Origin of the sequence: Burkholderia sp. AU39826 (assembly GCF_020419965.1) — a bacterium.
Lineage (GTDB): Bacteria > Pseudomonadota > Gammaproteobacteria > Burkholderiales > Burkholderiaceae > Burkholderia > Burkholderia semiarida.
This window is the reverse complement of sequence record NZ_JAIZQG010000032.1, coordinates 1-23,944: the sequence shown is the minus strand read 5'-3', so window position 1 is coordinate 23,944 and position 23,944 is coordinate 1. Positions and strand designations below refer to the sequence as shown.

17 protein-coding genes are annotated in these 23,944 nt (G+C 68.6%); 13 read left to right on the top strand and 4 right to left on the bottom strand.

Annotated elements, in window-relative coordinates:
* The first annotated feature begins 285 nt into the window (after positions 1 to 285).
* From LGM42_RS31425 to LGM42_RS31410, 4 genes are all read left to right on the top strand, one after another.
* Positions 286 to 1,092, top strand: a complete 807-nt coding sequence (locus LGM42_RS31425) for a transporter substrate-binding domain-containing protein (protein WP_059578913.1) — start codon at positions 286 to 288, stop codon at positions 1,090 to 1,092.
* Positions 1,093 to 1,181: 89 nt separating this feature from the next.
* Positions 1,182 to 1,868 (top strand): amino acid ABC transporter permease, encoded by a 687-nt coding sequence (locus LGM42_RS31420; RefSeq protein WP_059578916.1) that lies wholly within the window; start codon positions 1,182 to 1,184, stop codon positions 1,866 to 1,868.
* Positions 1,865 to 2,515, top strand: a complete 651-nt coding sequence (locus tag LGM42_RS31415) for an amino acid ABC transporter permease (protein WP_226234263.1) — start codon at positions 1,865 to 1,867, stop codon at positions 2,513 to 2,515. Before LGM42_RS31420 ends, LGM42_RS31415 begins: the two co-directional genes overlap by 4 nt.
* On the top strand, positions 2,502 to 3,251 hold the full coding sequence (locus LGM42_RS31410; protein WP_226234262.1) for an amino acid ABC transporter ATP-binding protein: 750 nt from the start codon (positions 2,502 to 2,504) through the stop codon (positions 3,249 to 3,251). Before LGM42_RS31415 ends, LGM42_RS31410 begins: the two co-directional genes overlap by 14 nt.
* Before the next feature lie 200 nt (positions 3,252 to 3,451).
* On the opposite strand, the gene LGM42_RS31405 is transcribed toward LGM42_RS31410, so the two are convergent.
* Positions 3,452 to 3,988, bottom strand: a complete 537-nt coding sequence (locus tag LGM42_RS31405) for a carboxymuconolactone decarboxylase family protein (protein WP_060315345.1) — start codon at positions 3,986 to 3,988, stop codon at positions 3,452 to 3,454.
* A 129-nt stretch (positions 3,989 to 4,117) separates the two neighbouring features.
* Between LGM42_RS31405 and LGM42_RS31400 the strand changes: the two genes are divergently transcribed.
* Positions 4,118 to 5,098: an AraC family transcriptional regulator gene (locus LGM42_RS31400; protein ID WP_059638618.1), complete on the top strand. Its 981-nt coding sequence runs from the start codon at positions 4,118 to 4,120 to the stop codon at positions 5,096 to 5,098.
* Positions 5,099 to 5,390: 292 nt separating this feature from the next.
* Positions 5,391 to 6,296, top strand: a complete 906-nt coding sequence (locus tag LGM42_RS31395; RefSeq protein WP_226234281.1) for a LysR family transcriptional regulator — start codon at positions 5,391 to 5,393, stop codon at positions 6,294 to 6,296.
* Between the two features lie 211 nt (positions 6,297 to 6,507).
* Here the strand turns inward: LGM42_RS31395 and LGM42_RS31390 are convergent, their stop codons facing one another.
* Positions 6,508 to 8,577 carry a pyridoxamine 5'-phosphate oxidase family protein gene (locus tag LGM42_RS31390; RefSeq protein ID WP_226234261.1) on the bottom strand — a complete coding sequence of 690 codons (2,070 nt, stop codon included), beginning with the start codon at positions 8,575 to 8,577 and terminating at the stop codon, positions 6,508 to 6,510.
* A gap of 89 nt (positions 8,578 to 8,666) precedes the next feature.
* The gene (locus LGM42_RS31385; protein WP_226234260.1) at positions 8,667 to 9,284 is read right to left on the bottom strand and encodes a glutathione S-transferase family protein; all 618 of its coding nucleotides are present in this window, start codon (positions 9,282 to 9,284) and stop codon (positions 8,667 to 8,669) included.
* 551 nt (positions 9,285 to 9,835) lie between these two features.
* Between LGM42_RS31385 and LGM42_RS31380 the strand changes: the two genes are divergently transcribed.
* From LGM42_RS31380 to LGM42_RS31370, 3 genes are all read left to right on the top strand, one after another.
* Positions 9,836 to 14,785: an autotransporter-associated beta strand repeat-containing protein gene (locus LGM42_RS31380; protein ID WP_226234259.1), complete on the top strand. Its 4,950-nt coding sequence runs from the start codon at positions 9,836 to 9,838 to the stop codon at positions 14,783 to 14,785.
* Positions 14,786 to 15,084: 299 nt separating this feature from the next.
* Positions 15,085 to 15,804, top strand: coding sequence for a response regulator transcription factor (locus LGM42_RS31375; RefSeq protein WP_059578940.1), 720 nt, complete (start codon positions 15,085 to 15,087; stop codon positions 15,802 to 15,804).
* On the top strand, positions 15,804 to 17,324 hold the full coding sequence (locus LGM42_RS31370) for a sensor histidine kinase (protein ID WP_060315351.1): 1,521 nt from the start codon (positions 15,804 to 15,806) through the stop codon (positions 17,322 to 17,324). Before LGM42_RS31375 ends, LGM42_RS31370 begins: the two co-directional genes overlap by 1 nt.
* A 15-nt stretch (positions 17,325 to 17,339) precedes the next feature.
* Here LGM42_RS31370 and LGM42_RS31365 read toward each other — a convergent pair whose 3' ends face one another.
* On the bottom strand, positions 17,340 to 18,440 hold the full coding sequence (locus LGM42_RS31365; protein ID WP_060315331.1) for an AraC family transcriptional regulator: 1,101 nt from the start codon (positions 18,438 to 18,440) through the stop codon (positions 17,340 to 17,342).
* A 311-nt stretch (positions 18,441 to 18,751) separates the two neighbouring features.
* On the opposite strand from LGM42_RS31365, the gene LGM42_RS31360 reads away from it, so the two are divergent.
* From LGM42_RS31360 to LGM42_RS31345, 4 genes are all read left to right on the top strand, one after another.
* On the top strand, positions 18,752 to 20,386 hold the full coding sequence (locus LGM42_RS31360) for an AMP-binding protein (protein WP_060315328.1): 1,635 nt from the start codon (positions 18,752 to 18,754) through the stop codon (positions 20,384 to 20,386).
* A 118-nt stretch (positions 20,387 to 20,504) separates the two neighbouring features.
* A complete protein-coding gene (locus LGM42_RS31355) occupies positions 20,505 to 21,551 on the top strand; it encodes an AraC family transcriptional regulator (protein ID WP_059578948.1) in 1,047 nt (348 codons plus the stop codon).
* Between the two features lie 417 nt (positions 21,552 to 21,968).
* Complete coding sequence (locus tag LGM42_RS31350; RefSeq protein WP_059638624.1) at positions 21,969 to 23,759, top strand: acyl-CoA dehydrogenase; 1,791 nt, start codon at positions 21,969 to 21,971, stop codon at positions 23,757 to 23,759.
* 35 nt (positions 23,760 to 23,794) lie between these two features.
* Positions 23,795 to 23,944, top strand: a 150-nt coding sequence (locus LGM42_RS31345; RefSeq protein WP_141718724.1) for an FAD-dependent oxidoreductase, incomplete at its 3' end; no start/stop codon positions are given.

Below are 23,944 nucleotides of genomic sequence, written 5' to 3'. Positions count from 1 at the left end.
AAACGGAATGCAAATTTCGACTGGGCCTGTTCGAATCCGTGCATAGGGGCCGGGCGGCGGGTGAACCGGTCAGTTAATTTGGTGCGCCGGCGCGCCCTGTGAGGGCAACCGCCGCCGCCGGCGCCGGCTCATGCACCGAAATGAGGAATGCGGATCGACGGGTCGCCCGGCTGGGTCGGTGCGGCAAGCGTTGCACGGGGCGTGGCCCGGTTCTTGCTGGAGTCGTGTCGGGCCGCGCAACGGTTGCGCGCGCCCCGACGACATACCAGACAAGGAAGATTCACCGTGAGCCCGACGACCCGACCGTTCCCCCGACGCACCTGGCTGGCTGCGTTGATCGCCGCACCCGTGATGGCGCTGTTCGCCGCCGCGCCGGCCCATGCCGATGCGCTCGACACCATCGCGAAAAACGGCACGCTGCGCGTCGCGGTGCCCGAGGACTATCCGCCTTTCGGCTCGGTCGGCACGGACATGCAGCCGCAGGGCTACGACATCGACATGGCCGGCCTGCTCGCCAAGGCGCTCGGCGTCAAGCTGAAGCTGGTGCCCGTGAACAGCGCGAACCGGATTCCGTACCTGACGACCAACAAGGTCGACATGGTGATCTCGTCGCTCGGCAAGACGCCGGAGCGCGAGAAGGTCATCGATTTCTCGAGCGCGTACGCACCGTATTTCCAGGGCGTGTTCGGCCCGTCCGACGTGAAGGTGAGCGCGCCCGCCGACCTGACCGGCAAGACGGTCGGCGCCACGCGCGGCGCGCTCGAGGAGATCGCGCTGTCGCAGCTCGCGCCGAACGCGACGATCAAGCGCTTCGAGGACAACAACGCGACGATCCAGGCGTTCCTGTCGGGGCAAGTGCAACTGATCGCGGCCGGCAACATCGTCGCGGCGGCGATTCTCGCGAAGAATCCGCCGCGCCGCCCCGAGGTCAAGTTCGTGATCAAGAATTCGCCATGCTTCGTCGGCGTCAACAAGAACGAACCGCGCCTGCTCGCGAAGATCGACGATGCGATCGCGCATGCGAAGCAGGACGGCACGCTGGGCGAGATGTCGCGGAAGTGGCTCGGCCAGCCGCTGCCGGCCGGACTGTGACGAATCGTCGTGTCGCCTGATACGTCGCCGCTGCCGGCATGCCGGGCGCGGCGCGTGTCGTTGTCCGAACCCGAATTCATTCCGTTCCCATGAGCTACCAGCTTCAATTCGGCGAGCTCGCCGAATACGTCGGCGTGTTCGCGAGCGGCGCGGCGATCACGCTCGCGCTGACCGCGGTCGCGACCGTGCTCGGCGTGGCGGTCGGCGTGCTCGGCGCGGCCGCGTACAGCGCCGACGCGCGCGCGGCCGTACGATTGCGCCCGCTGATCGGCGCGTACGTCGAGGCGATCCGCAATACGCCGTTCGTCGTCCAGCTTTTCTTCATCTTCTTCGGCTTGCCGGCGCTCGGCGTGCACATCGACGAATACACGGCCGCGATCCTCGCGATGACGCTCAATCTCGGTGCGTACTCGGTCGAGATCGTGCGCGCGGGCGTGGCCGCCGTGCCGAAAGGGCATCTGGAGGCCGCGTCGGCACTGGCGATGTCGCGCGCGCAGATGCTGCGCCACGTCGTGCTGCCGCAGGCGCTCGCCAAGGTGTTTCCCGCGCTGTCGAGCCAGATCGTGATCACGATGCTCGGTTCGGCGGTCGTGTCGCAGATCTCGGTGGCCGACCTGACCTATGCGGCCGGCTACATTCAGTCGCGCAACTTCCGCGCGTTCGAGACGTACTTCGTGATCACGCTCGCGTATCTGGCGATGGCGCTGCTGCTGCGCGCCACGCTCGGCGCGATGGGTCGCCGCCTGTTTTCCCGTCGCCTGCGAGGTGCGCGATGACCGATTTCACGTTCGCGCAGATTCTCGCCAACCTGCTGCTGGCCGCGCGCTGGACGATCGTGCTGTCGATCGTGTCGTTCGTGACGGGCGGCCTCGTCGGCCTCGGGCTGCTCGTGATGCGCGTATCGCGTTCGACGCTGCTGCGCGGCGTCGCGAAGCTGTATATCGAAGTGTTCCAGGGCACCCCGTTGCTGATGCAACTGTTCATCGTGTTCTTCGGCCTGCCGCTCGTCGGGCTCGACGTGCCGCCGTGGGTCGCGGCCACGGCAGGGCTCACGTTCTTCACCAGCGCGTATCTCGCGGAAATCTGGCGCGGCTGCGTCGAGGCCGTGCCGAAGGGGCAATGGGAGGCATCGGCGAGCCTGGCAATGAGCTACGTCGAGCAACTGCGTCACGTGATCCTGCCGCAGGCCGCGCGCATCGCGATCGCGCCGACGGTCGGCTTCGGCGTGCAGGCCGTGAAGGATACGGCGCTGGTGTCGATCATCGGCTTCACCGAGCTGACGAAGGTCGGCATCGCGATCTCGAACGCGACGTTCCGGCCGTTCGTCGTGTACGGCCTCGTCGCACTGATCTATTTCGCGCTCTGTTATCCGCTTACCCGTTACGCGCGCACGTTGCAAAGGAGATGGCATGCCGCTCGTTGAAACCCGTGGTCTCGAAAAGAACTTCGGCACCCATCATGTGCTCAAGGGCATCGATTTCTCCGTCGAGCGCGGGCAGGTCGTCTCGATCATCGGCCGCAGCGGCTCGGGCAAGAGCACGCTGCTGCGCACGCTCAACGGGCTCGAGAGCATCGACGCGGGCTCGATCTCGGTCGACGGCGAACGCGTGGATGCGCGGCATGCGGACCTGCGTGCGCTGCGGCTCAAGGTCGGCATGGTGTTCCAGCAATACAACCTGTTTCCGCACCTGAGCGCCGGGCAAAACGTGATGCTCGCGCAGTCGGTGGTGAAGAAGGCGCATCGTCAGCAGGCGCGCGCGATCGCGGAACTGATGCTCGAGCGCGTGGGCCTCGGCGACAAGTTCGACGCGTTTCCGGAACAACTGTCGGGCGGCCAGCAGCAGCGCGTCGCGATCGCGCGTGCGCTCGCGATGAAGCCGAGCGTGCTGCTGTGCGACGAAATCACGTCCGCGCTCGATCCCGAGCTCGTCGGCGAGGTGCTGGGCGTCGTCGAGCAGCTCGCGCGCCAGGACATGACGCTGATCATGGTCACGCACGAGATGAACTTCGCGCGTGCGGTGAGCGACAGGATCGTGTTCATGCACCAGGGCCGCGTGTGGGAGAGCGGAACGGCCGACGAGATCTTCGAGCGGCCGCAGACGGTGGAGTTGACGCGGTTTCTGGGCAGCGTCCGGAACCCGGAGGCTGCCGCGCGCTGATACGCGGTGCCGGCGCGGCTGCGCATGTCGATCGACGACTTCGGAACGGGTCATTCGAGCTTGCTGTACGTGTGCACCCGGCGTGGCGGCAGCGCACGCCGGCGCCCGTGTTCCGGGCGCGTCGGCGAGTATCCGTTCCGATGAAGGCCGACGGATGAATCATCCGGATTCGGTTGCCGACGCCGCGCACGGACGCGCCGTTACTCCACGGCGGGAAAATCGAGCGTCGTGTCGTTCACGCGGTTCACGAGATTCGTGAACGTGATCGACGCGATGGCAAGATTGATCTCGATCAGCTGACGTTCCGTATAGCCAGCTGCACGTACTGCATCGACGACTGCACCGGGGACCGTCCCGTGCGTGCCGACGAGCGTACGGACATACGTGACCAGCGCATCCCGCGCGGCGTCGCCGGTTGCCGCGCCCGCGCGCACCTGCTTCATCTGATCGCTCGTCAGGCCGGCCAGCTTGCCCATCAGCGTGTGAGCCGCGACGCAGTAGTCACAGCCCGCGTATTCGCTGACCGCCAGCTTGATGACTTCGATGTCTGCCTTGCCGAGCGTGCTCGACGCGACAGCGGCATCGAACGCCAGCGCCGCGCCGAGTGCTTCGGGGCTGTGCGTTCCGATGGTTGCGTACGCATTGGGCACCTTGCCGACGGCCTTCTTGATCTTCGCGAATACTTCGGCGGCCGGGCCGGTTGCGTCTTCGGGGCGAATGGTGGTGAGACGGGACATGATCGACTCCTTCGTTCGGATTGAGGGTTGAACCGCTTAGCCATGTCGTATGGCATGGGAGTCAGTGTAGGGGTGCGCGGCGAGTTCTTTAATGCCATAATTCCGCAACTTCATGCCCAAACGTCTCATATGGAACTGCTGGACCGACTGCTCGCGCTGATGCCGGTCACCGGACGGCTGGATGTGCGATGCCACTTCGGCTCGCCGTGGCGCATCGACCATCCCGAGTCGAGCGAGTGGGAATTTCCCTATCACGTGCTGTTGCGCGGCGAGGCCGTGGTGGAAGGCGACGCCGGCGCGAAAGGCGAACCCGCGCTTCGAATGAAAGCCGGCGATATCGTGCTGTTTCCTTCCGGCAGCGCGCACAGCCTGCGCGACGGCAGCGGCAAGCCGCCCCGCCCGGCACGCGAGCGGCATCAGGACGGCCTGACCATTGTCACGAACGGCCGCACACGCGATGGCGCCGATGTGCTCTGCGGCCGCTTCATCCTCCCGGCGGTGCCGCAGCAGTTGCTGCGCGACCATCTGCCGGGGCGTTTGCTGGTAAGCAGCGTGAGCGAGGGCGACGGACCGGCGCGCGACGCCGCATTCGCGGCCACCAGGCTCGCCCGCGTCATCGAATTGATGCGCGAGGAAGCGTTCGAGCAACGACCGGGCAGCGCGACGGTCGTGAACCAGTTGTCGGGCGCGCTGTTTGCGTTGACCCTGCGATGCGCGTCCGATACCGGCCACGCGCCGCGCGGCCTGCTGGCGCTTGCGCAGCGTCAGCGGCTGCAGCCGGCGCTCGCGGCCATGTTCGATGAACCAGATAAGCCGTGGACGCTTCCGCAACTGGCCGCGCTCTGTCACATGTCGCGTGCCACGTTCGCACGCCACTTTGAAGAGGCAATCAGCCGCTCGGCGAGCGATGTGCTGACGGAAATCCGCATGGCGCTGGCCGGCCGCAAGCTGGCGCAAACGACGATGTCCGTCGCGGAGATCGGCGAATCGGTCGGATATCGATCGGAGGCCGCATTCCAACGGGTGTTCAAACGGCAAGTAGGCATGACGCCAGCGAAGTGGCGCATGCGGTCGTCGCAAACCGCGGAGCCGCAGGCGCGTTCGGCGTGACGGACGATGCGTACGCTGCGTTCGCCCGTCGGTTCCGCCCGGGCACGGCGTTCGCGTAATTGCCGGGATGCGGATCGGCCGCGCCATGTTGCCGCGTCGACCGTGGCCGGCCGGCGACCACCCATCCGTCGACGACGCTCGTGCATGCACGGACCATGATCGTCGTGCCGATGTCGCACGCGGAGCGGGTTCGAAACTTTGCTATGCTGGCCGCCGCCATGCGGCGACATGGATGCGCACGATACGCACTGCGCGTGAGGACACGTTCACTTCACCCGGATATCTTTCAGACATGGACAGGCTCCAGGCCATGACCACCTTCGTCACGGTGGTCGAGACGGAAGGGTTCGCATCGGCGGCGCGCAAGCTGAACGTATCGCCGTCGGTAATCAGCCGCGTGATGACGGAGCTCGAGGAGCATCTGGGCGTGCGGCTCTTGACGCGGACGACGCGCGTGGTCCGCATCACCGATGCGGGCGCGTCGTTTTACGAAGACTGCCGGCGAATCCTGGCGGACATCGACGCGGCAGAGCTTTCCGCCACCGGCACCGGCAATACGCCGCGCGGCCAGCTCACCGTCACCGCGCCCGTGCTGTTCGGCAAGACCTACGTGACGCCTATCGCGCTCGAGTATCTGGAGCAGCATCCTTTCGTCAATCTCAACTGCTGGTTTCTGGACCGCGTCGTGAATCTCGTCGATGAAGGCGCCGACGTGGCCGTGCGCATCGGCGAGCTTCCGAATTCGTCGCTGCAGGCGATCTCGGTCGGCAAGGTGCGGCGCGTGCTGTGCACTTCTCCCGCTTATCTCCGTGCGCACGGCACGCCGCGGCATCCGGACGATCTCGCGGCTCACGTCACGATCCAGGCGACGGGCATCACGCCGGCGCCGGAATGGCGCTTGCGCGCGTGGGACAAGACGCTCACCGTCCCCATCCAGCCGCGCCTGGTGACCACGACGAACGATTCCGCGATCGCCGCGGCGACGGCCGGCCTCGGAATCGTGCGCCTGCTGTCCTATCAGGTGGTCGACGAGCTCGCGCAAGGCACGCTGTGCGTGCTGCTGGCCGAGCACGAACTTGCCCCGCTTCCGGTTCATGTCGTGCATCGGGAGGGCAGGCACGCGAACCGGAAGGCGCGCGCCTTCATCGATCTCTGCGTCGAAAAGCTGAGAGCCAAGGCGCCGATGTGGTCGGCATAGCCGACAGCGGCGAGTCGGCACGGCGCGTGCGACGGAACCATCCCGAACGGCGCGCGTAGCAAGCATCGCATTCCGTCTGCAAGCAGGCCCTGCAGGCCGAGATCGCTCAGGCCGGGATGATCGTCGGGCCTGCGCCCGAGCACGACGTTGACGTCTTTCCGGATCGAACGCCTTTCGTTGGCAATCGTCGCCGCGTGACGCGGGTTCTGAATTACGCGTCGAGCAGCGGACGGTCGCCGCCGCCCGATTCGCGATGCGCGGGCACCGCGCAGCAGATCAGCGCTTCGTCGTCCGATACCTTGAATGCCGGCGCGACCGGATACGTCACCGCGCCTTCGACGATCCGGGTGCGGCAGGTGCCGCAACTGCCTCCCCGGCACCCGTATTCGGGCGTCAGGCCGCGCGCCTCGGCCAGCTCCAGCAGCGAGCCGCCGCCCGGTTGCCAGCGCGCTTCCTTGCCCGACTTGACGAATGCAACGGGTGTCGGCGTATCCGCCGGCGCGCGCAGCGGGGCACGTGCGCCCGGATCGGCGCGACGCTCGAGCCCGGAAGGGCCGAACGACTCCGCGTGGATTCGGTCGTCCGCCACGTTCAGGTCGCGCAGCCCGTCATAGACCGCTTGCATGAAGCCCGACGGTCCGCACAGATAGAAGTCGTAGTCGTCGAACGGCAGCGTGGCGCGCAACAGGTTCGCATCGATGCGGCCGACGACGTCGAACTCGTCGCCCTCGCGCGCGCCGCTCGCGTCCGACAGGACGCGCACCACGTTCACCGCGCCGTTCGCCGCCGATGCGAGCTGGGCGATCTCGTCGCTGAACGCGCGTTCCTTCACGGAGCGTGCGGCGTGAAAGAACCAGGTCTTGCGCGTGCCGCGCTTGCGCGCGCCTTCGTAGACGATGTGACGCAACATCGCCAGCATCGGCGTGATCCCGACACCGGCCGCCAGTAATACGGCGGGACGGCGCTCGAGCGCATCGATCGTGAATTGCCCGGCGGGCGCCCGGACGTCGATGCGGTCACCGACCTGCACCATGTCATGCAGATGCGACGACACACGTCCTTCGCGCTTGACGCTGATGCGATACACGCCGTCTGACGGCGCGCTCGACAACGTATAAGTGCGGATGAGCGGAGCGCCGTTCTCCGACAGGTTCACGCGAATCGGCACGTGCTGGCCCGCCAGATGCGGCACCAATCCGGCACCGTCCTCGGGATCGAGCTGAAAGGAGCGGATCAGCGTGCTCTCGTCGGTGATTTTCGCGACCCTGAACGGACGCCACGCCCGTGCCAGTTCGGCCGCTTTCAGGCGGCGCGCGGCCTCGTCCCAGCTTCCCGTCATCAGCGAGTTGGGCGACCAGCCTTCCGCCCGGAACGTCCAGCGCAACGGCAATGCGCCGGCGCGATAAACGATGCGGCGCGGCTTGAAGCGCCACAGTCGCTCCGCGCCCTGAAATGCGGCGATCTCGGGCGAATCGAGGTCGACTTCGGCTTCACCGGTCATCTGCAACACGTCGCCGGTCTCGAAGTCGGCGAACACGATGCCCGCGCGCGGATTGACCAGGAAATTGCCGAGTGTCGCGAAGAACAGGTTGCCGGCGAAATCGGGGATCGTCAGCACGCCGTCGTCGCCGATGCGCACGAACCCCGCCTTGCCGCCGCGATGCGAAACGTCGACCTGACGCTCGGCGCCGTCGCCGACGTAGGACGCAACGAACAGCGTGTCGGCAGCCGCGACGATCGCGCGGGCGCGAGCGTCGAGATGATCGCTCTGCTCAGGTGCGATTGCGGAAAACGTATCGGGTTCGCGTACGAACGCGAAATCGCGCAACTGGATGTATTGCGGGCAGTTGCCGAAGCTCTGCACGACGTCGAGATCGAATGCGCGCGTCTCGCCGCGGCGGATCACGCCGTTCAGCCGATTGCGCCGCCGCGTATGCAGTTCGATGCCGAGCAGGCCGATCGCCGCGCCGTCGCGCGTGCCGCCGGCAGCCGGATCGTTCGGATCGAATACGGTGTCGATGCGCAGACGCTTGTCGTTCGGCGACTGCATGAAGCCGGGTTGGCCGAATGCGAACGTCGCCCATACGTCGCCGTCGTCCGCCACCGCACCGACGACGACGAAAGGCAACTGCGCGAAGAACGCTCGATGCTGGTCGGGCATGTGGTTCCTGACGAAGCGCCGTCCCACGCTGTCCATCTTCTGCATCACGCCTGTCTTTTCCTGCAGCTTGAGTTCGCCCCGATGCCACGGCGAGTTCGCTTCATTCGATACCGTGCTCACGATGTGTCTCCTCGACGGAATTTGCACATGACGCGTTGGGTGCGCCGGCGTCGCCCGTCGGCCCGCACGGGGCGACGGGCCGACTTCGCTCACGCAGCCGCCGCGAGCCCGACCGGCGTCTTCACGAACTCGACGAAGCCCGGCAACGCTTCGATGCGGCGCAGCCACGCCGCGACGTTCGAATAGCCCGACAGATCCACGTTGCCTTCGGGCGCGCGCGCGACGTAGCTGTACAACGCGACGTCGGCGATGGTCGGCTTCGGCCCGACGATGAAGTCGCGCGCTGCGAGTTCGGCGTCGATGAGCGCGAGGATGCGATGCGCACGGGCGATCACTTCGTCGGCGTTGAACGTCGCGCCGAACACCGTGATGAGCCGCGCGGCGGCCGGGCCGAATGCGATCTCGCCGGCCGCGACGGACAACCAGCGCTGCACGGCGGCTTCCTGTACGGGCGATGGCGGGAGGAAGTCGCGGTTGCCCGACGTGCGGGCGAGATACACGAGAATGGCGTTCGAATCAGCGATCACGGTGTCCCCGTCGACCAGCACCGGCACCTGACCGAAGCGGTTCAGCGCCAGAAATTCAGGCGACTTGTGCGCGCCGGCGGCCAGGTCGACTTCAATCAGTTCGTGCTCGATGCCGAGCAGCGAGATGAGCAGACGTGCGCGGTGCGAATGACCGGAAAGCGGGTGAACGTAGAGCTTCATGACGGTGTCCTTTGGGGCAGGTGCGACGAGCAGGTCTCATCGCTTGCGGTAAGTCTAGAAACTCGTCGGCTGCGGCAGAATCCCCGCTGCCGAGAATTGATCGTTCTCGTTTCGAGACGAGTCGGACGAAAGCCGGTGTGGTCGTCAAGGCGCGTGACGGGCGTGTTGGCGTTGTCTTCCGTGTCGGTCCCGAACCGGCTGGCAGGCCGGCGGGCACGTGGAGACCGAGGGGCGGTCGCGCATTGAAAGACACCGTGTGTCAGGCGTACGGACGGAAGACGTCGGGTAGCCGGGGTCGACCACGAGGCGTGGTCGACCGCGTCGTGTCTTCCACTCACCGCTGGGGGGGACGGGGCCACGACAACCTGGATGTGCTGCCGACGTCGGTGTTATATTGCGCGCGCATGCGCCCCGACCGATGAACCAACACAATCAGTATCCGCGGACCGGCGCGCCATAGAAAGACAACTAGAACGGGTCCGTCGCGCCATCGGGGCAGCCTCTCCGTGACCGGCGCCGGGCCCATCGGTCTATGCACCGAGGGGATCGACATGAACCGGGTCTATCGGCTGGTCTGGAGCCGCAGCTTGCATGCTCCGCAAGTGGTATCCGAACGCACGAGGGCGTCGCACGGCGGAGTCGACGCCGGCCATGGCGCCACGCCCGCGCGCCGCCGCGCCTGGCTCGTTTCGATCGGCGTGTCGCTCGGTCTGGCCGGCGCGGCCGTCCCGGGTTGGGCCGCCACGTGTTCGGCGGGCACCATTGCGAATTGCAGCGCGCCCGGCGGCGACGGCATCCCGGACCGAAGCGGCAACGGCGGCAGCGGTAACGGCGGTGGCGGGGGTTCGTCTACGTTGGGCGGAGGCTCGGCCACGGTGCAGGTCCCCGGCGGGGCCACGTCAGGCGGGACAGGCGGCACCGGTGCGACGAACGACAGCGGCCAGGGCGGCCCCGGCGGAGCGCCGGCGGTGGTGCTCGCCGGCGATGCGGTGGTCAACGCGAACGCGCAAGGCGGCGCCGGTCAGGCCTTCGATGGATTCAATTTCGCCGGCGGTGCCGGTGGCGGTGGCGCGGGCGTGTATTCGACCGGCACCAGCGTGACGGTTAACAACGGCGTGACGGTGCAGGGCGGCACCGGCGGGAATGGCGGAGCCGGCACGTCGGGGCCTGCGTCGAACGGCGGCGGTGGAGGCGGCGGGGGCGCTGCGCTCGTCATGGTGACGCCGGCGGCCGACGTGACGAACCAGGGAGCGCTCGTCGGCGGAAACGGCGGCAACGGGGGCAGTGGCGGAAACCCGGGCGGCGGCGGCGGGGGCGGCGACGGGCTGCTGACCTTGGGGCCCGGTTCGCAGGTGACCAACCTCGGAACCATCACCGGCGGTGTGGGCGGCGTCAGCGGCGGTGGCGCAAGCACGGCCGGAGCCAGCGGCGCCGGTGTCAACCTGGCCGGCGGCTTCACCGTGCTGACCAACGTCGGCACGATCGCCGGCGGCGCCGGCAACGGCGCGGCCGCCGGGGCCGGCGTCATCGTCAATGGCGGCGATTTCGTCGTCAACGGCGGTACGATCTCGGGCGGCTTGTACGCGGACGGCGTGACGCGCGCGGCAGCCGTCCGGTTCAACGGCGCGAACAATACGCTGCAGTTGGTGACCGGGTCCAACATCGTCGGAAACCTCGAGGTGGCTGCTGCGGCGGCGGCCACCATCGCCGCGGGTTCCGCCGGGCTCACACTGTCCAACCAGGTGACGCTGGGCGATGCCGCGTCCCGGGTGACTTTCAATTCCGGCGCGACTGGCCTAGTGGTTTCAGGCGTGGTATCCGGGGCGGGCAGTGTGGCCGTGAGCGGCGGCCGAACGATCACGCTGACGGGAGACAACACCTATACCGGCGGCACCACCATCAGCGCCGGCACGCTGCAGATCGGCAGCGGCGGGACCACGGGCTCCGTCGTCGGCAACATCGTCAACAATGGCACGTTGGCGTTCAACCGCGGCGACACGGTGTCGTATGGCGGCACCGTCAGCGGGGCGGGCGGCCTCGTGCAGGCGGGTACCGGCACGCTCGCGATATCCGGCGCCGCCAGCTATACGGGGAGCACCGCGATCAACGGCGGCACGCTCGCGCTGATCGGCACGGGCAGCATCGCTGCTTCCAGCGGGATTGCCAACAACGGCACGTTCGACATCTCGGGGACGACCTCGGGCGCCACGATCAATGCGCTCACGGGTACGGGCACGGTCGCGTTGGGCAGCCGGACGCTGACGCTCGCCAATGCGGCCGGCACGTTCAGCGGTGTGATCGGCGGTACCGGCGGGCTCAACGTGGCGGGCGGCACGCAAACGCTGTCGGGCGCCCACGCCTTTACCGGTGCAACGTCGATCAACACCGGCACGCTCGCATTAACCGGTTCGGGCAGCCTGGCCGCCTCCAGCGGGGTCGTCGACAACGGCACGTTCGATATCTCGGGGACGACCGCCGGGGCGACGATCAATACGCTCACCGGCGCGGGCACGGTGGCGCTGGGCGGTCGCACGCTGACGCTCGCGAATGCGGCCGGCACGTTCAGCGGCGTGATCGGCGGCACCGGCGGCCTGACGGTTGCGGGCGGTACGCAGGCGCTGTCCGGTACGAACGGCTTTACCGGTGCAACGTCGATCAACGCCGGCACGCTGGCATTGACCGGTTCGGGCAGCCTGGCCGCCTCCAGCGCAATCGCCAACAACGGCACGTTCGACATCTCGGGGACGACCTCGGGCGCCACGATCAATGCGCTCACGGGTACGGGCACGGTCGCGTTGGGCAGCCGGACGCTGACGCTCGCCAATGCGGCCGGCACGTTTAGCGGGGCGATCGGCGGTACCGGCGGGCTCACCGTGGCGGGCGGCACGCAAACGCTGTCGGGCGCCCACGCCTTTACCGGTGCAACGTCGATCAACGCCGGCACGCTGGCATTAACCGGTTCGGGCAGCCTGGCCGCCTCCAGCGGGGTCGTCGACAACGGCACGTTCGATATCTCGGGGACGACGGCCGGGGCGACCATCAATACGCTCACCGGCGCGGGCACGGTGGCGCTGGGCGGTCGCACGCTGACGCTCGCGAATGCGGCCGGCACGTTCAGCGGCGTGATCGGCGGCACCGGCGGCCTGACGGTTGCGGGCGGTACGCAGGCGCTGTCCGGTACGAACGGCTTTACCGGTGCAACGTCGATCAACGCCGGCACGCTGGCATTAACCGGTTCGGGCAGCCTGGCCGCCTCCAGCGCAATCGCCAATAACGGCACGTTCGACATCTCGGCGACCGCCGCCGGGGCGACGATCAATGCGCTGACCGGCACGGGCACGGTGGCGCTGGGCAGCCGCACGCTGACGCTCGCCAATGCGGCCGGCACGTTCGGCGGAACCATCAACGGGACGGGCGCACTGACCGTCGGCGGCGGTACGCAAACACTGTCGGCGGCGAACGCCTATACGGGCGCTACCACCGTCAATGCCGGAACGCTGGTGCTGACCGATTCGGGCAGCATTGCGGCCTCCAGCGCGGTCGTCGACAACGGGACGTTCGATATCTCGGGGACGACCGCCGGGGCGACGATCAATGCGCTCACGGGTACGGGCACGGTCGCGCTGGGCGGTCGCACGTTGACGCTCGCCAATGCGGTCGGCACGTTCGGCGGTGTGATTGACGGCAGCGGCGGGCTGATCGTGGCGGGCGGCACGCAAACGCTGTCCGGCGTGAACACATACACCGGGGCGACGACGGTCGACGCGGGCACGCTCGCGTTGTCGGGCGCCGGCCGGCTGGCGTCGTCCACGTCGGTCACGCTCGCCGGCCAGGCGGCCGCGCTCGACCTGTCCGCGGCCGGCAGCCAGACGGTCGCGCATCTGTCCGGCGTGGCAGGCAGCCGCGTGGTGCTGGGCGGCAGCGCGCTCACGCTGGCCGACGACTCGTCGCAAACCTTCAGCGGCAGCCTCGTCGGCACCGGCGGCCTGGTCAAACGAGGCGCGGGCATGCTGACGCTGAACGGTATCAGCAACGCGTTCTCCGGAACGACGACGGTGGCGGGCGGCACGTTGGTCGTTGGCGACGCGGCGAATGCCGGTGCAGTGCTGGGGGGCAATGTCGTGGTCGATGCGCTCGGCACGTTGCGCGGCCATGGCACGGTGGCGGGCGCCGTCAGCAGCAGCGGGGTGGTCGCGCCGGGCGGTTCGATCGGAACGCTGACCGTGGGCGGCAACTACACGCAGGCGGCGGGCGGCACGCTGTCGATCGAGGTCAGCCCGACGGAAGCATCGCAATTGCGCGTGGGCGGCGCCGCGACGCTCGGCGGTTCGTTGGCCGTTCTGTTCGATCCCGGCACCTATACCGCCCGCCGCTACACCGTGCTGAGCGCGGCCAACGGCGTGACGGGCCGTTTCTCGAACGTCGGCACCAGCACGGCCGGCGCGAATCTCGGCGCGTTGCAAACGTCGGTGGACTACGGCGCCAATGCGGTCGACCTGCTGCTCGCCGAGCCGGCCGGGCCCGGCACGCCGGCCGGCCCAGGCACGCCGGCCGGCCCAACGGTCATCGCGCCGACCAGGACGTCGATCTACACGGCGCTCGGCACGACGGCCTTGCTGCAGGCGCAAGACGCCAGTTCGACGCTGCTCGGGCGTCTCGCCGGCCGGCAGGATGACGCGGCGGGTGCCAGCAACGTGTGGGCCGTGGCCAATGGTTCCAGCACCAAGGTGGGCGGCACGGGCGGCGCGCCGGGCTTCCTCACGCACGCGTACGGGTTCCTGGCGGGCGCACAGGGGCGGCTCGGCGAAGCGACGGTCGGTGCGGCGGGCGGCTACACGCACACCACGCTGGCCGAAGACACGACAGGCGCATCGGGCGCCATCGACACGCTGCGCGTCGCGCTGTACGGCGCACGGCCGATCGGCGCCGTCAACCTGTCGGCGGCGCTCGGCTACGGTCTCGATTTCCTGTCGCAGAAGCGGCCGTTCGGCAGCGTGGGTACCGCCGAAGGCGACCATCTCGGCCACGAATTCACCGCCGCCACGCAGGCCAGCCTGCCGATGGACGCCGGCGGTTTCCGGTTCACGCCGCACATCGGGCTGCGGTATGCGTACGTGCGCGGCAGCGGCTTCGGCGAGAACGGCGCCAACGGCCAGAACCTGAACGTCGGGCCCGACAGTGCGAGAAGCCTTCAGCCTTACGCGGGCGTGTCGCTCGACAAGGCGTTCGGCGACGCCGTGCGCCCGGTCGGCGTCCAGCTTCGCGTCGGCTATGCGCACGAGGTGCTGCGCGGCAGCCGCGTCGTCCAGGTGCAGAGCCAGGACGGGACCGTGTTCGCGGCGCCGGGTACCGATCTGCCGCGCGCGTTCCTGACCACGGGCGCCAGCGTCACGCTGCAGGCCGCCAAGACGACCACGGTATCGCTCGGGCTGGATGCGACGATCGATACGAGCCGCGTGTCGGCGCAGTCCGCATATGTGCGCGTCAATTCCCGGTTCTGACCGCATGGGAGCCGAGATGGCGAAACCGTGCCGTCTTTTCGAACCGGCCTTTTGGCGTTTGCGCCGGAGCGCGTCGAATCGAGTTCGAGGGGCCGGAGCGGGAAGCCTCGCCGAGATTGGCTCACATCACGAGTACGATCCAGATTTAAACGATTTGTGATCACTCTCCGCCGCAAAATTTTGCACAATGACGGCAGCGCGGCCTTTCGCCGGGCGGCGTTCCGGGCGACCGAGCGCCGCCCGGCAACCGCCCGACAACCCTCACCGAGCGTCGCGCCGACGTGCCGCCGCCCACCGCCATGGACCAACCGAAACGCATCCTGATCGTCGAGGACGACGCCGACATCGCCGACGTGCTGAGCCTGCACCTGCGCGACGAGCGCTACGAGGTCGTGCACAGCGCGGACGGCGCCGAAGGGCTGCGCCTGCTCGAACAGGGCAACTGGGACGCGCTGATCCTCGACCTGATGCTGCCGGGCGTCGACGGCCTCGAAATCTGCCGGCGCGCGCGGGCGATGACGCGCTACACGCCGATCATCATCACGAGCGCGCGCTCGAGCGAGGTGCACCGGATCCTCGGCCTCGAACTCGGCGCCGACGACTACCTCGCGAAGCCGTTCTCGGTGCTCGAACTCGTCGCGCGCGTGAAGGCGCTGCTGCGGCGCGTCGATGCGCTCGCGCGCGATTCGCGGATCGACGCGGGCACGCTCGACGTCGCCGGGCTGGCGATCGACCCGATCGCGCGCGAGGCGAGCGTCGACGGCGTGCGCATCGACCTCACGCCGCGCGAATTCGACCTGCTGTATTTCTTCGCGCGGCACCCGGGCAAGGTGTTTTCGCGGATGGACCTGCTCAATGCGGTGTGGGGCTACCAGCACGAAGGCTACGAGCACACGGTCAATACCCACATCAACCGGCTGCGCGCGAAGATCGAGGCCGATCCGGCCGAGCCCGTGCGAATCCTCACCGTCTGGGGCCGCGGCTACAAGCTCGCCGCGCCGGGCCAGCGGGACGCATGATGAAACTCACGCTCACGCGGCGGCTGTCGCTCGTGTTCTCGATCCTGCTGCTCGCGTGCTCGGGCGCGTCGGCGTGGCTGCAGATCCGCGCGAACGACATGCGCGAGAAGGAAGTCGTGCAGGCGCTGTCGCGCGATCTGGCCGCCAACATCGCGGGCAGCGCGCCGCTGATGGACGCGAACGGGCTGCGCCCCGACGCCGTGCGCACGCTGTTCGGCCAGTTGATGGGCGTGAACCCGAGCGTCGAGGTGTACCTGCTCGACAACGCGGGGCGCATCAAGGGCGACGATGCGCCGCCGGGCCACGTAAAGCGCGACCGCGTCGATCTCGCGCCCGTGCAGCGCTTCATCGCGGGCCAGCCGCTGCCGATTCTCGGCGACGACCCGCGCAGCCCGGACGCGCGCAAGGTGTTCAGCGCCGCGCCACTGCAGCGCGCGGGGCAGCCGCCGTCGGGCTACATCTACGTGGTGTTGCTCGGCGAGGCGCATGACCGGCTCGCCGCGCGCGTCGACGCCGGCAACGTGCTGCGCACGACGCTGTGGTCGATGGCGATCGTCGCGCTGCTCGGCCTGCTCGCGGGCCTCGTCGCCTTCAGCTTCATCACGCGCCCGCTGCGCCGGCTGACGGCCGCGATGCGCGGCTTCGACGCGAGCGGCGCGCCCGGCGCGCCAGCCATGCCCGCCATGCCCGATACGCAGCCGCCGGTGCTGCGCTTGCCGCCGGGCCGCCGCGGCGACGACATCGCGGTGCTCGAATCCGCGTTCGCGCAGATGGCCGACCGGATCGGCGAACAGTGGCGCGCATTGACGCGCCAGGACCAGCAGCGGCGCGAACTGATCACGAACATCTCGCACGACCTGCGCACGCCGCTCACGTCGCTGCATGGCTATCTGGAGACGCTGTCGCTGAAGGCCGACACGCTGGCCGAGCCCGAACGGCGGCGCTACCTGTCGATCGCGCTCGCGCAGAGCGCGAAGGTCGGGCGGCTCGCGCAGGCGTTGTTCGAGCTCGCGCGGCTCGAATCGGGCGGCGTGCAGGCCGAGCGCGAGCCGTTCTCGCTCGTCGATCTCGTGCAGGACGTGTTCCAGAAGTTCGAGCTGACCGCGCAATCGCGCGGCGTCGCGTTGCATGCACGGATCCCGCCGCGCGTGCCGGTCGTGTCGGCCGATCTCGGGATGATCGAGCGCGTGCTGACCAACCTGCTCGACAACGCGCTGCGGCACACGCCTTCGCAGGGCGAGGTCGAGATCGCGCTCGAGCCTCGGGAAGACCGTGTGGTCGTGACGGTGTCGGATACCGGGGAAGGGATTCCGGCGGCGCGGCGCGAAGGGCTGTTCCAGCGGCCGCAGCGGCCGATCAGCGGCGGCACGGCGACGAGCGGCGGGCTCGGCCTGTTGATCGTGCACCGGATGCTGGCGCTCAACGGCAGCAGCATCCGGCTCGTCGACCGGGCCGGGCACGGCGCCGTGTTCGAGTTTGCGCTGGCGGTCGCGTCGCCGGCCGCGGGCGACGCGCGCTGACCGCCGGCGGCGGCGTTACCCGCCGCGCTTGCGCCGCACGTCGGTCGGCGTCGTGCCGGTCCAGCGCTTGAACGCGTGGCGGAATCCCACCGCATCGCTGAAGCCGAGCGTCAACGCAATGTCCTCGATGCTGAGCGTGGTCGTGCCGAGGTAGTCGATCGCGAGCGCCTTGCGCACGCTCGTCAGTAGCTCGCTGTACGACGTGCCTTCGGCTTCGAGCTTGCGGCGCAGCGTGCGCGAGGTCATGCAGAGGATTTCGGCGATCGCGTCGATGTCCGGGAATTGTCCCGGCGTGCGGGTGAGCTCCTCGTATACGCGTCGCGTGATGCCGGACTGGCTGCGCAGTTCGTCGAGCAACCGGGCGCAGTGCGACGACATCTGCGCGGCGGTGATCGGGTTCGCGAGCTGCGGCGCGCGCGCGAGCCATGCCGCCGGATAGCTGAGCACGTGATGCGGCTGGTCGAACGCGATCGGGCATTCGAGCGCATCGGCCAGCAGCGCCGCGTGCGGCGGCCGCGGCTGCGCGAACTGCGCGCGCGCCGGCACGCACCATCCGCCCATCACGTCCTTGATGACCGTCACGTGCAGCGCGAACTGCATGTCGATCAGGAAACGGTACAGCGGCGCGTCGAGATCGGGCAGCGTGACCTCATGCCGGGCCGGAAACAGCCACGACGCGGTATCGCCCTGTTCGACCCAGCGGATCGGCAGCATGCCGTTCGCGAGCCGGTGATACTTGACGGCCGAATCGAACGCGCGCGCGAGCGATTCCGAGCACAGCATCGCGTAGCCGTACATCCCGTAGCTCGACGCGTGCAGCCGGCGGCCGACGCGCACGCCGAGGTCGGTGCCGTCGTACCGGCCGACCGCATTGCGCGCGGCCGTCAGGAACTGCAGCGGCGACGTGAGCGTGAACGGGTCCGAGACGTCGGCCGGCGTGAGCCCGGTGCCGGCGAGCACCGTGGCCGGATCGACGCCGGCGTGCGCGGCCACGTCGACCAGCACGGCCAGCTTGGCCGGCGTGAAGCGCTGCGCGCGCAACGCGTGGGCGGCCTCGGCGTCGCGCAGCCGGGCGGGACGGGCGTCGGTCGGTTTCAACAGCGCGCTGCGCGGCATGGCGGGATCCTGCGTCCGAATCGATATCGTTGACGGCCCGCAATTCTGCTCGGGAACGGTCCCGTCCGCCACAGGGTTCACCCTGATGCAGCGATGGAAAAGGCCGGCCGGACGGGTGTTCGCGGTGTGAGTGGCGCAGGCGCGTGCGTTCGCGTGTCCGTTTCGATCATGTTTTCGGCCGCGCGGATCATTTGCAACGCGCATCGCGCGGGCGATAGTCGCCGGTCAGGCGGCGTCCCGCGTCCTTTCGGCGTGCAGGCCGCCGTGAGAGCGGTACGCACGCTGGCGTGCCGCGCCCAGAGGAGTGAGACATGACGAAGAGACACTGGATCGGGTCGTATGGCTCGATCCCCGCCGAGATCGACGCCGATCGCCATCCTTCCGTAAGCGCGCTGCTGGACGACGCGATGCGCCGCTTCGCCGATCGCCCGGCGTTCCATGCATTCGGCCGCACGCTCACCTATGCCGACGTCGAGCACCTGTCGACCGCGCTGGCCGCGTATCTGCAGCAGGTCGTCGGCGTGCGCAAGGGCGACCGCGTGGCCGTGATGCTGCCCAACGTGCTCGCGTTCCCGGTCGTGTTCGTCGCCGTCGCGAAGATCGGCGCGGTGCAGGTCAACGTGAATCCGCACTACACCGCGCGCGAGCTCGAGCATCAGCTCGACGACGCCGGGGTCGAGGTGGCGATCGTCTGCGGCGGGTCGATGGGCACGTTCGCGGACGTGGTCGGCCGCACGCGCGTGCGCACCGTGCTCAGCGTGGGCCGGGAGGACCTCGGCGTCGTCGATGCGCCGGCCGGCACGTGCGACACGCTGCCGCCCGGTTCGACCGCGCTCGCGCACGCCATCGCCGCCGGGGAATCGCTCGCGTGCGAGCCGGTTGCGCTGAGCGGCGCGGACCTGTTGCTGCTGCAATACACGGGCGGCACGACCGGCCTGTCGAAGGGCGCGGCGCTGTCGCATCGCAACCTCGTCGCGAACATCGCGCAGTTCGCGGCGATCGTGCCGGATGCGCGCCGGCCGGGCGAGGAAGTCGTCGTCACGGCGATCCCGCTGTATCACATCTTCGCGCTGACGGTGAACTTCCTGTCCTACTTCGCGATCGGCGCGCAGAACTGGCTCGTCGCGAACCCGCGCGACATGGACGGGTTCATCGACGTGCTGAAGGCCGCGCGGCCGACGGTGTTCGTCGGCGTGAACACGCTGTACGCGGGGCTCGCCGGCCATCCGCGCCTGAAGGAGGTCGACTGGTCGCGGCTGAAGCTGTCGGCCGGCGGCGGCGCGGCGGTGATCGACGTGATCTCGTCGCGCTGGAAGGCGGTGACGGGCAATTTCATCCGCGAGGGCTACGGGCTGTCGGAAACGTCGCCGGTCGTGTCGTTCAACCCGCAGTCGATCGACCGCTTCACGGGCACCACGGGCGTGCCGCTGCCGTCGACCGACGTGAAGCTGCTCGACGACCAGGATCGCGAGGTGGCGATCGGCGAAGCGGGCGAGATCTGCGTGAAGGGGCCGCAGGTGATGGGCGGCTACTGGCGGAAGCCGGACGCGAACGCGGCCGCGTTCACCGCGGACGGCTATTTCCGCACCGGCGACGTCGGCGTGTTCGACGCGGCCGGCTTCCTGCGGATCGTCGATCGCAAGAAGGACATGATCATCGTGTCGGGCTTCAACGTGTATCCGAACGAGATCGAGGCGGTTGCGACCGCGCTGCCGGGCGTCGCCGAATGCGCGTGCATCGGCGTGCCGGACCCGCGCACGGGCGAGGCCGTCAAGCTGTTCGTGGTGTGCGCGCCGGACGCCGACGTGACGGAGGCGCAGCTCGTCGCGCACTGCCGCGCGAGCCTGGCCGCGTACAAGGTGCCGAAGCTGGTGCGCTTCGTCGACCGGCTGCCGAAGTCGACGGTCGGCAAGATCCTGCGCCGGGAACTCGACCGCACCGACTGATGGCGGCCACGCGCCGCGCGGCCGCGGCGGCCCGGCACGGCCCGGTGCGCGTCCAACCCCGAAGGTCGCGCGCGGGCCGCTCAAGTACAATGCGGTCGGTTTGATCGACGGGGACGCGATGACCGGCTCAGATTCACTTTCCGCCCGGCCCGGGCGTGCGCTGCCGTCGCCGAGCGCGACGGTGCCGATCTCGCTCGTCAACGGCTTTCTCGCGAGCGCGGGCGCGCGGCGCGACGTGGTCGAGCGCTACCTGCGCGGCGCCGGCATTCCGATCGAACTGCTCGGCGAGCCGCATGCGCGCGTGACGGAGGAGCAGTTCTCGACGCTGTACCGCACGCTCGCGATCGACCTCGACGACGAGATGCCCGGCATCTTCTCGCGTCCGTTGCGCGGCGGCACGCTGAAGTACCTGTGCCTGAGCCTGCTCGATGCGCGCAACCTCGAAACGGCGCTGCATCGTTTCGGGCAATTCTTCCATATCCTGCTCGACGACTTCTTCGTCGAATCGAAGCGCGACGAGCTCGTCGCGCAGGTGCTGCTGCGCCCGAACGACGCCATCGGCCCGATCGGCGCGCTCGGCCAGGAGCTGATGCTCAAGCTCGTGCACGGCGTGTGCTCCTGGCTGATCGGGCAGAAGATTCCGCTGCTGCAGATCGAGTTCGCGTGCCCGCGGCCGCGCCATGCGGTCGACCACCTGTACTTCTTCACCGGCGCCGTGCAGTTCGACTGCGCGCGTACGCTGATGCGCTTCAGCGCCGATTACCTCGACGCGCCGATCCGCCAGAGCAAGCGCAACCTGCGCAAGTTCCTCGCGCGCGCGCCGGGCGACTGGATCTTCGAATCGTTCAGCGAACAGCTCGTGTGCCATCGCGTGCGGCAGTACCTGTCGGCGGCGCTGCCCGACCTGCCCGCGATCGACCAGGCAGCCGAGCACCTGCATTGTTCGGTGCGCACGCTGAGCCGTCATCTGGCCGCCGAAGGGACGACGTTCCAGGTACTGAAGGACGAGCTGCGGCGCGATATCGCGATCCAGCGGCTGACCGACACGCCCGACACGATCGCGGCGATCGGCGCCGATATCGGCTTCGACGATCCGAGCGCGTTTCATCGCGCGTTCCGGCACTGGACGGGCAGTACGCCGGGGACGTATCGGCGCCGGGCGTGACGCGGGCGCGGCGCCGGGTATCACCGATTCGCGGGGCCGCGGATGGAATCCCATAACCGGACACCTTGGCGGTTTTCATCGCCGGTTTTTCAGAGGACACTCCCATAACCGGCTCCCTTTGCCGCGCCGAGCGGGGCGGCCGCGCGTGCGCGTGGCCGTTTTTTTGGCGCGCTTCACCGCAATCTCCGATACGGGCGGATCGGGCGCCGACGCCCGCGCGACGGGCTTCTCCGCCGGGCGGCAGGGTCGCCGCCGGTGCGCGGCGTGGCCGATTTTGTCACCATGTGGGCCGGATATGACAATGAAAATCCGGACCCGCGGCGTTAGGATGGCCCATCACGTCGCCCGGTTCTGGCCGGTTCTGCCGTATCGGACCCCGTGGCGCCCCCAATTCACCGCCTGATTGGAACATCGACCATGAGCTATAACGCCCCCGTCAAGGACATGCTGTTCGTGCTGAAGGAACTCGCGGGCATCGACGCCGTCGCGCAGTTGCCGGGTTTCGAGGATGCGGGTTACGACACGGCGCAGGCCGTGCTCGACGAGTCCGCGAAATTCTGCGGCGAGGTGCTGGCGCCGCTGAACGTCGAAGGCGATCGCAATCCGAGCAGCTGGAAGGACGGCGTCGTGACCGCGACGCCGGGCTTCGGCGAAGCGTTCCGCCAGTTCGTCGAGGGCGGCTGGCAGGGGCTGCAGCATCCGGCCGAATACGACGGCCAGGGGCTGCCGAAGCTGATCGCGACGCCGTGCATCGAGATGCTGAACGCATCGAACCTGTCGTTCGCGCTGTGCCCGCTGCTCACCGACGGCGCAATCGAGGCGCTGCTGACGGCCGGCACCGACGCGCAGAAGCAGCGCTACGTGCCGAAGCTGATCTCCGGCGAATGGACGGGCACGATGAACCTGACCGAGCCGCAGGCAGGCTCCGACCTCGCGCTGGTGCGCTCGCGCGCGGAGCCGCAGGGCGACGGCACGTACAAGGTGTTCGGCACGAAGATCTTCATCACGTGGGGCGAGCACGACATGGCGGACAACATCGTCCATCTGGTGCTGGCGCGCACGCCGAATGCGCCGGAAGGCGTGAAGGGTATTTCGCTGTTCATCGTGCCGAAGTTCCTGGTCAACGACGACGGATCGCTCGGTGCGCGCAACGACGTGCACTGCGTGTCGATCGAGCACAAGCTCGGGATCAAGGCGAGCCCGACGGCGGTGCTGCAATACGGCGATCACGGCGGCGCGATCGGCTATCTGGTGGGCGAGGAGAACCGCGGCCTCGAATACATGTTCATCATGATGAACGCGGCGCGCTTCGGGGTCGGGATGCAGGGGATCGGCGTGGCCGATCGCGCGTACCAGAAGGCGGCCGCATTCGCGAAGGAACGCGTGCAGAGCCGCCCGGTGGATGGCTCGGCGAAGCAGTCGGTGACGATCATCCATCACCCGGACGTGCGCCGGATGCTGGGCACGATGCGTGCGCTGACCGAAGGCGCCCGGGCGCTGGCCTATGTGGCCGCCGCGCACAGCGACATTGCCCACCGCCATGCGGACGACGCGACGCGCGCGCGTCATCAGGCGATCTACGAATATCTGGTGCCGGTCGTGAAGGGCTGGAGCACGGAGATGGTGAACGACGTGGCGAGCCTCGGCGTGCAGGTGCATGGCGGGATGGGCTTCATCGAGGAAACCGGCGCCGCGCAGTACTACCGCGATGCGCGGATCCTGGCGATCTACGAAGGCACGACCGCGATCCAGGCGAACGACCTCGTCGGCCGCAAGACGCTGCGCGACGGCGGCGCGGTCGCGAAGGCGCTGATCGCGGAGATCGGCGAGACCGTCGCGGCGCTCGGCAAGATCGACGGCGCGGCGGCCGCGTCGATGAAGGCGCAACTGGAGAAGGGCGCGCGCGCGTTGTCGACGGTGGTCGACTACGTGCTCGCGAACGCGAAGCAGGACCCGAACGCGGTGTTCGCGGGCAGCGTGCCGTATCTGAAGCTCGCGGGCGTCGTGCTGTGCGGCTGGCAGATGGCGCGTGCGCTGCTGGCCGCGCACGCGAACCGTGCGAGCGACACGGCGTTCTTCGACGCGAAGATCGCGATCGCGCAATGCTATGCGGAGCACGTGCTCGTGCAGGCGGGTGCGCTCGAAGCGTCGATCGTCGGCGCGAAGGGCAACGAGAGCGTGCTCGCGTTGACGGAAGACCAGTTCTGACCGCTGACGGTCGGGACGCAGCAGGAGACAGGATTTTGACCACACAGGACTTGCTCGCGCAGTACGGCCCGCGCGAATCGATGGAATACGACGTCGTGATCGTCGGCGGCGGCCCCGCCGGGCTGTCGGCGGCGATCCGGCTCAAGCAGCTGGCCGCCGAGAAAGGCGCCGAGATCGGCGTGTGC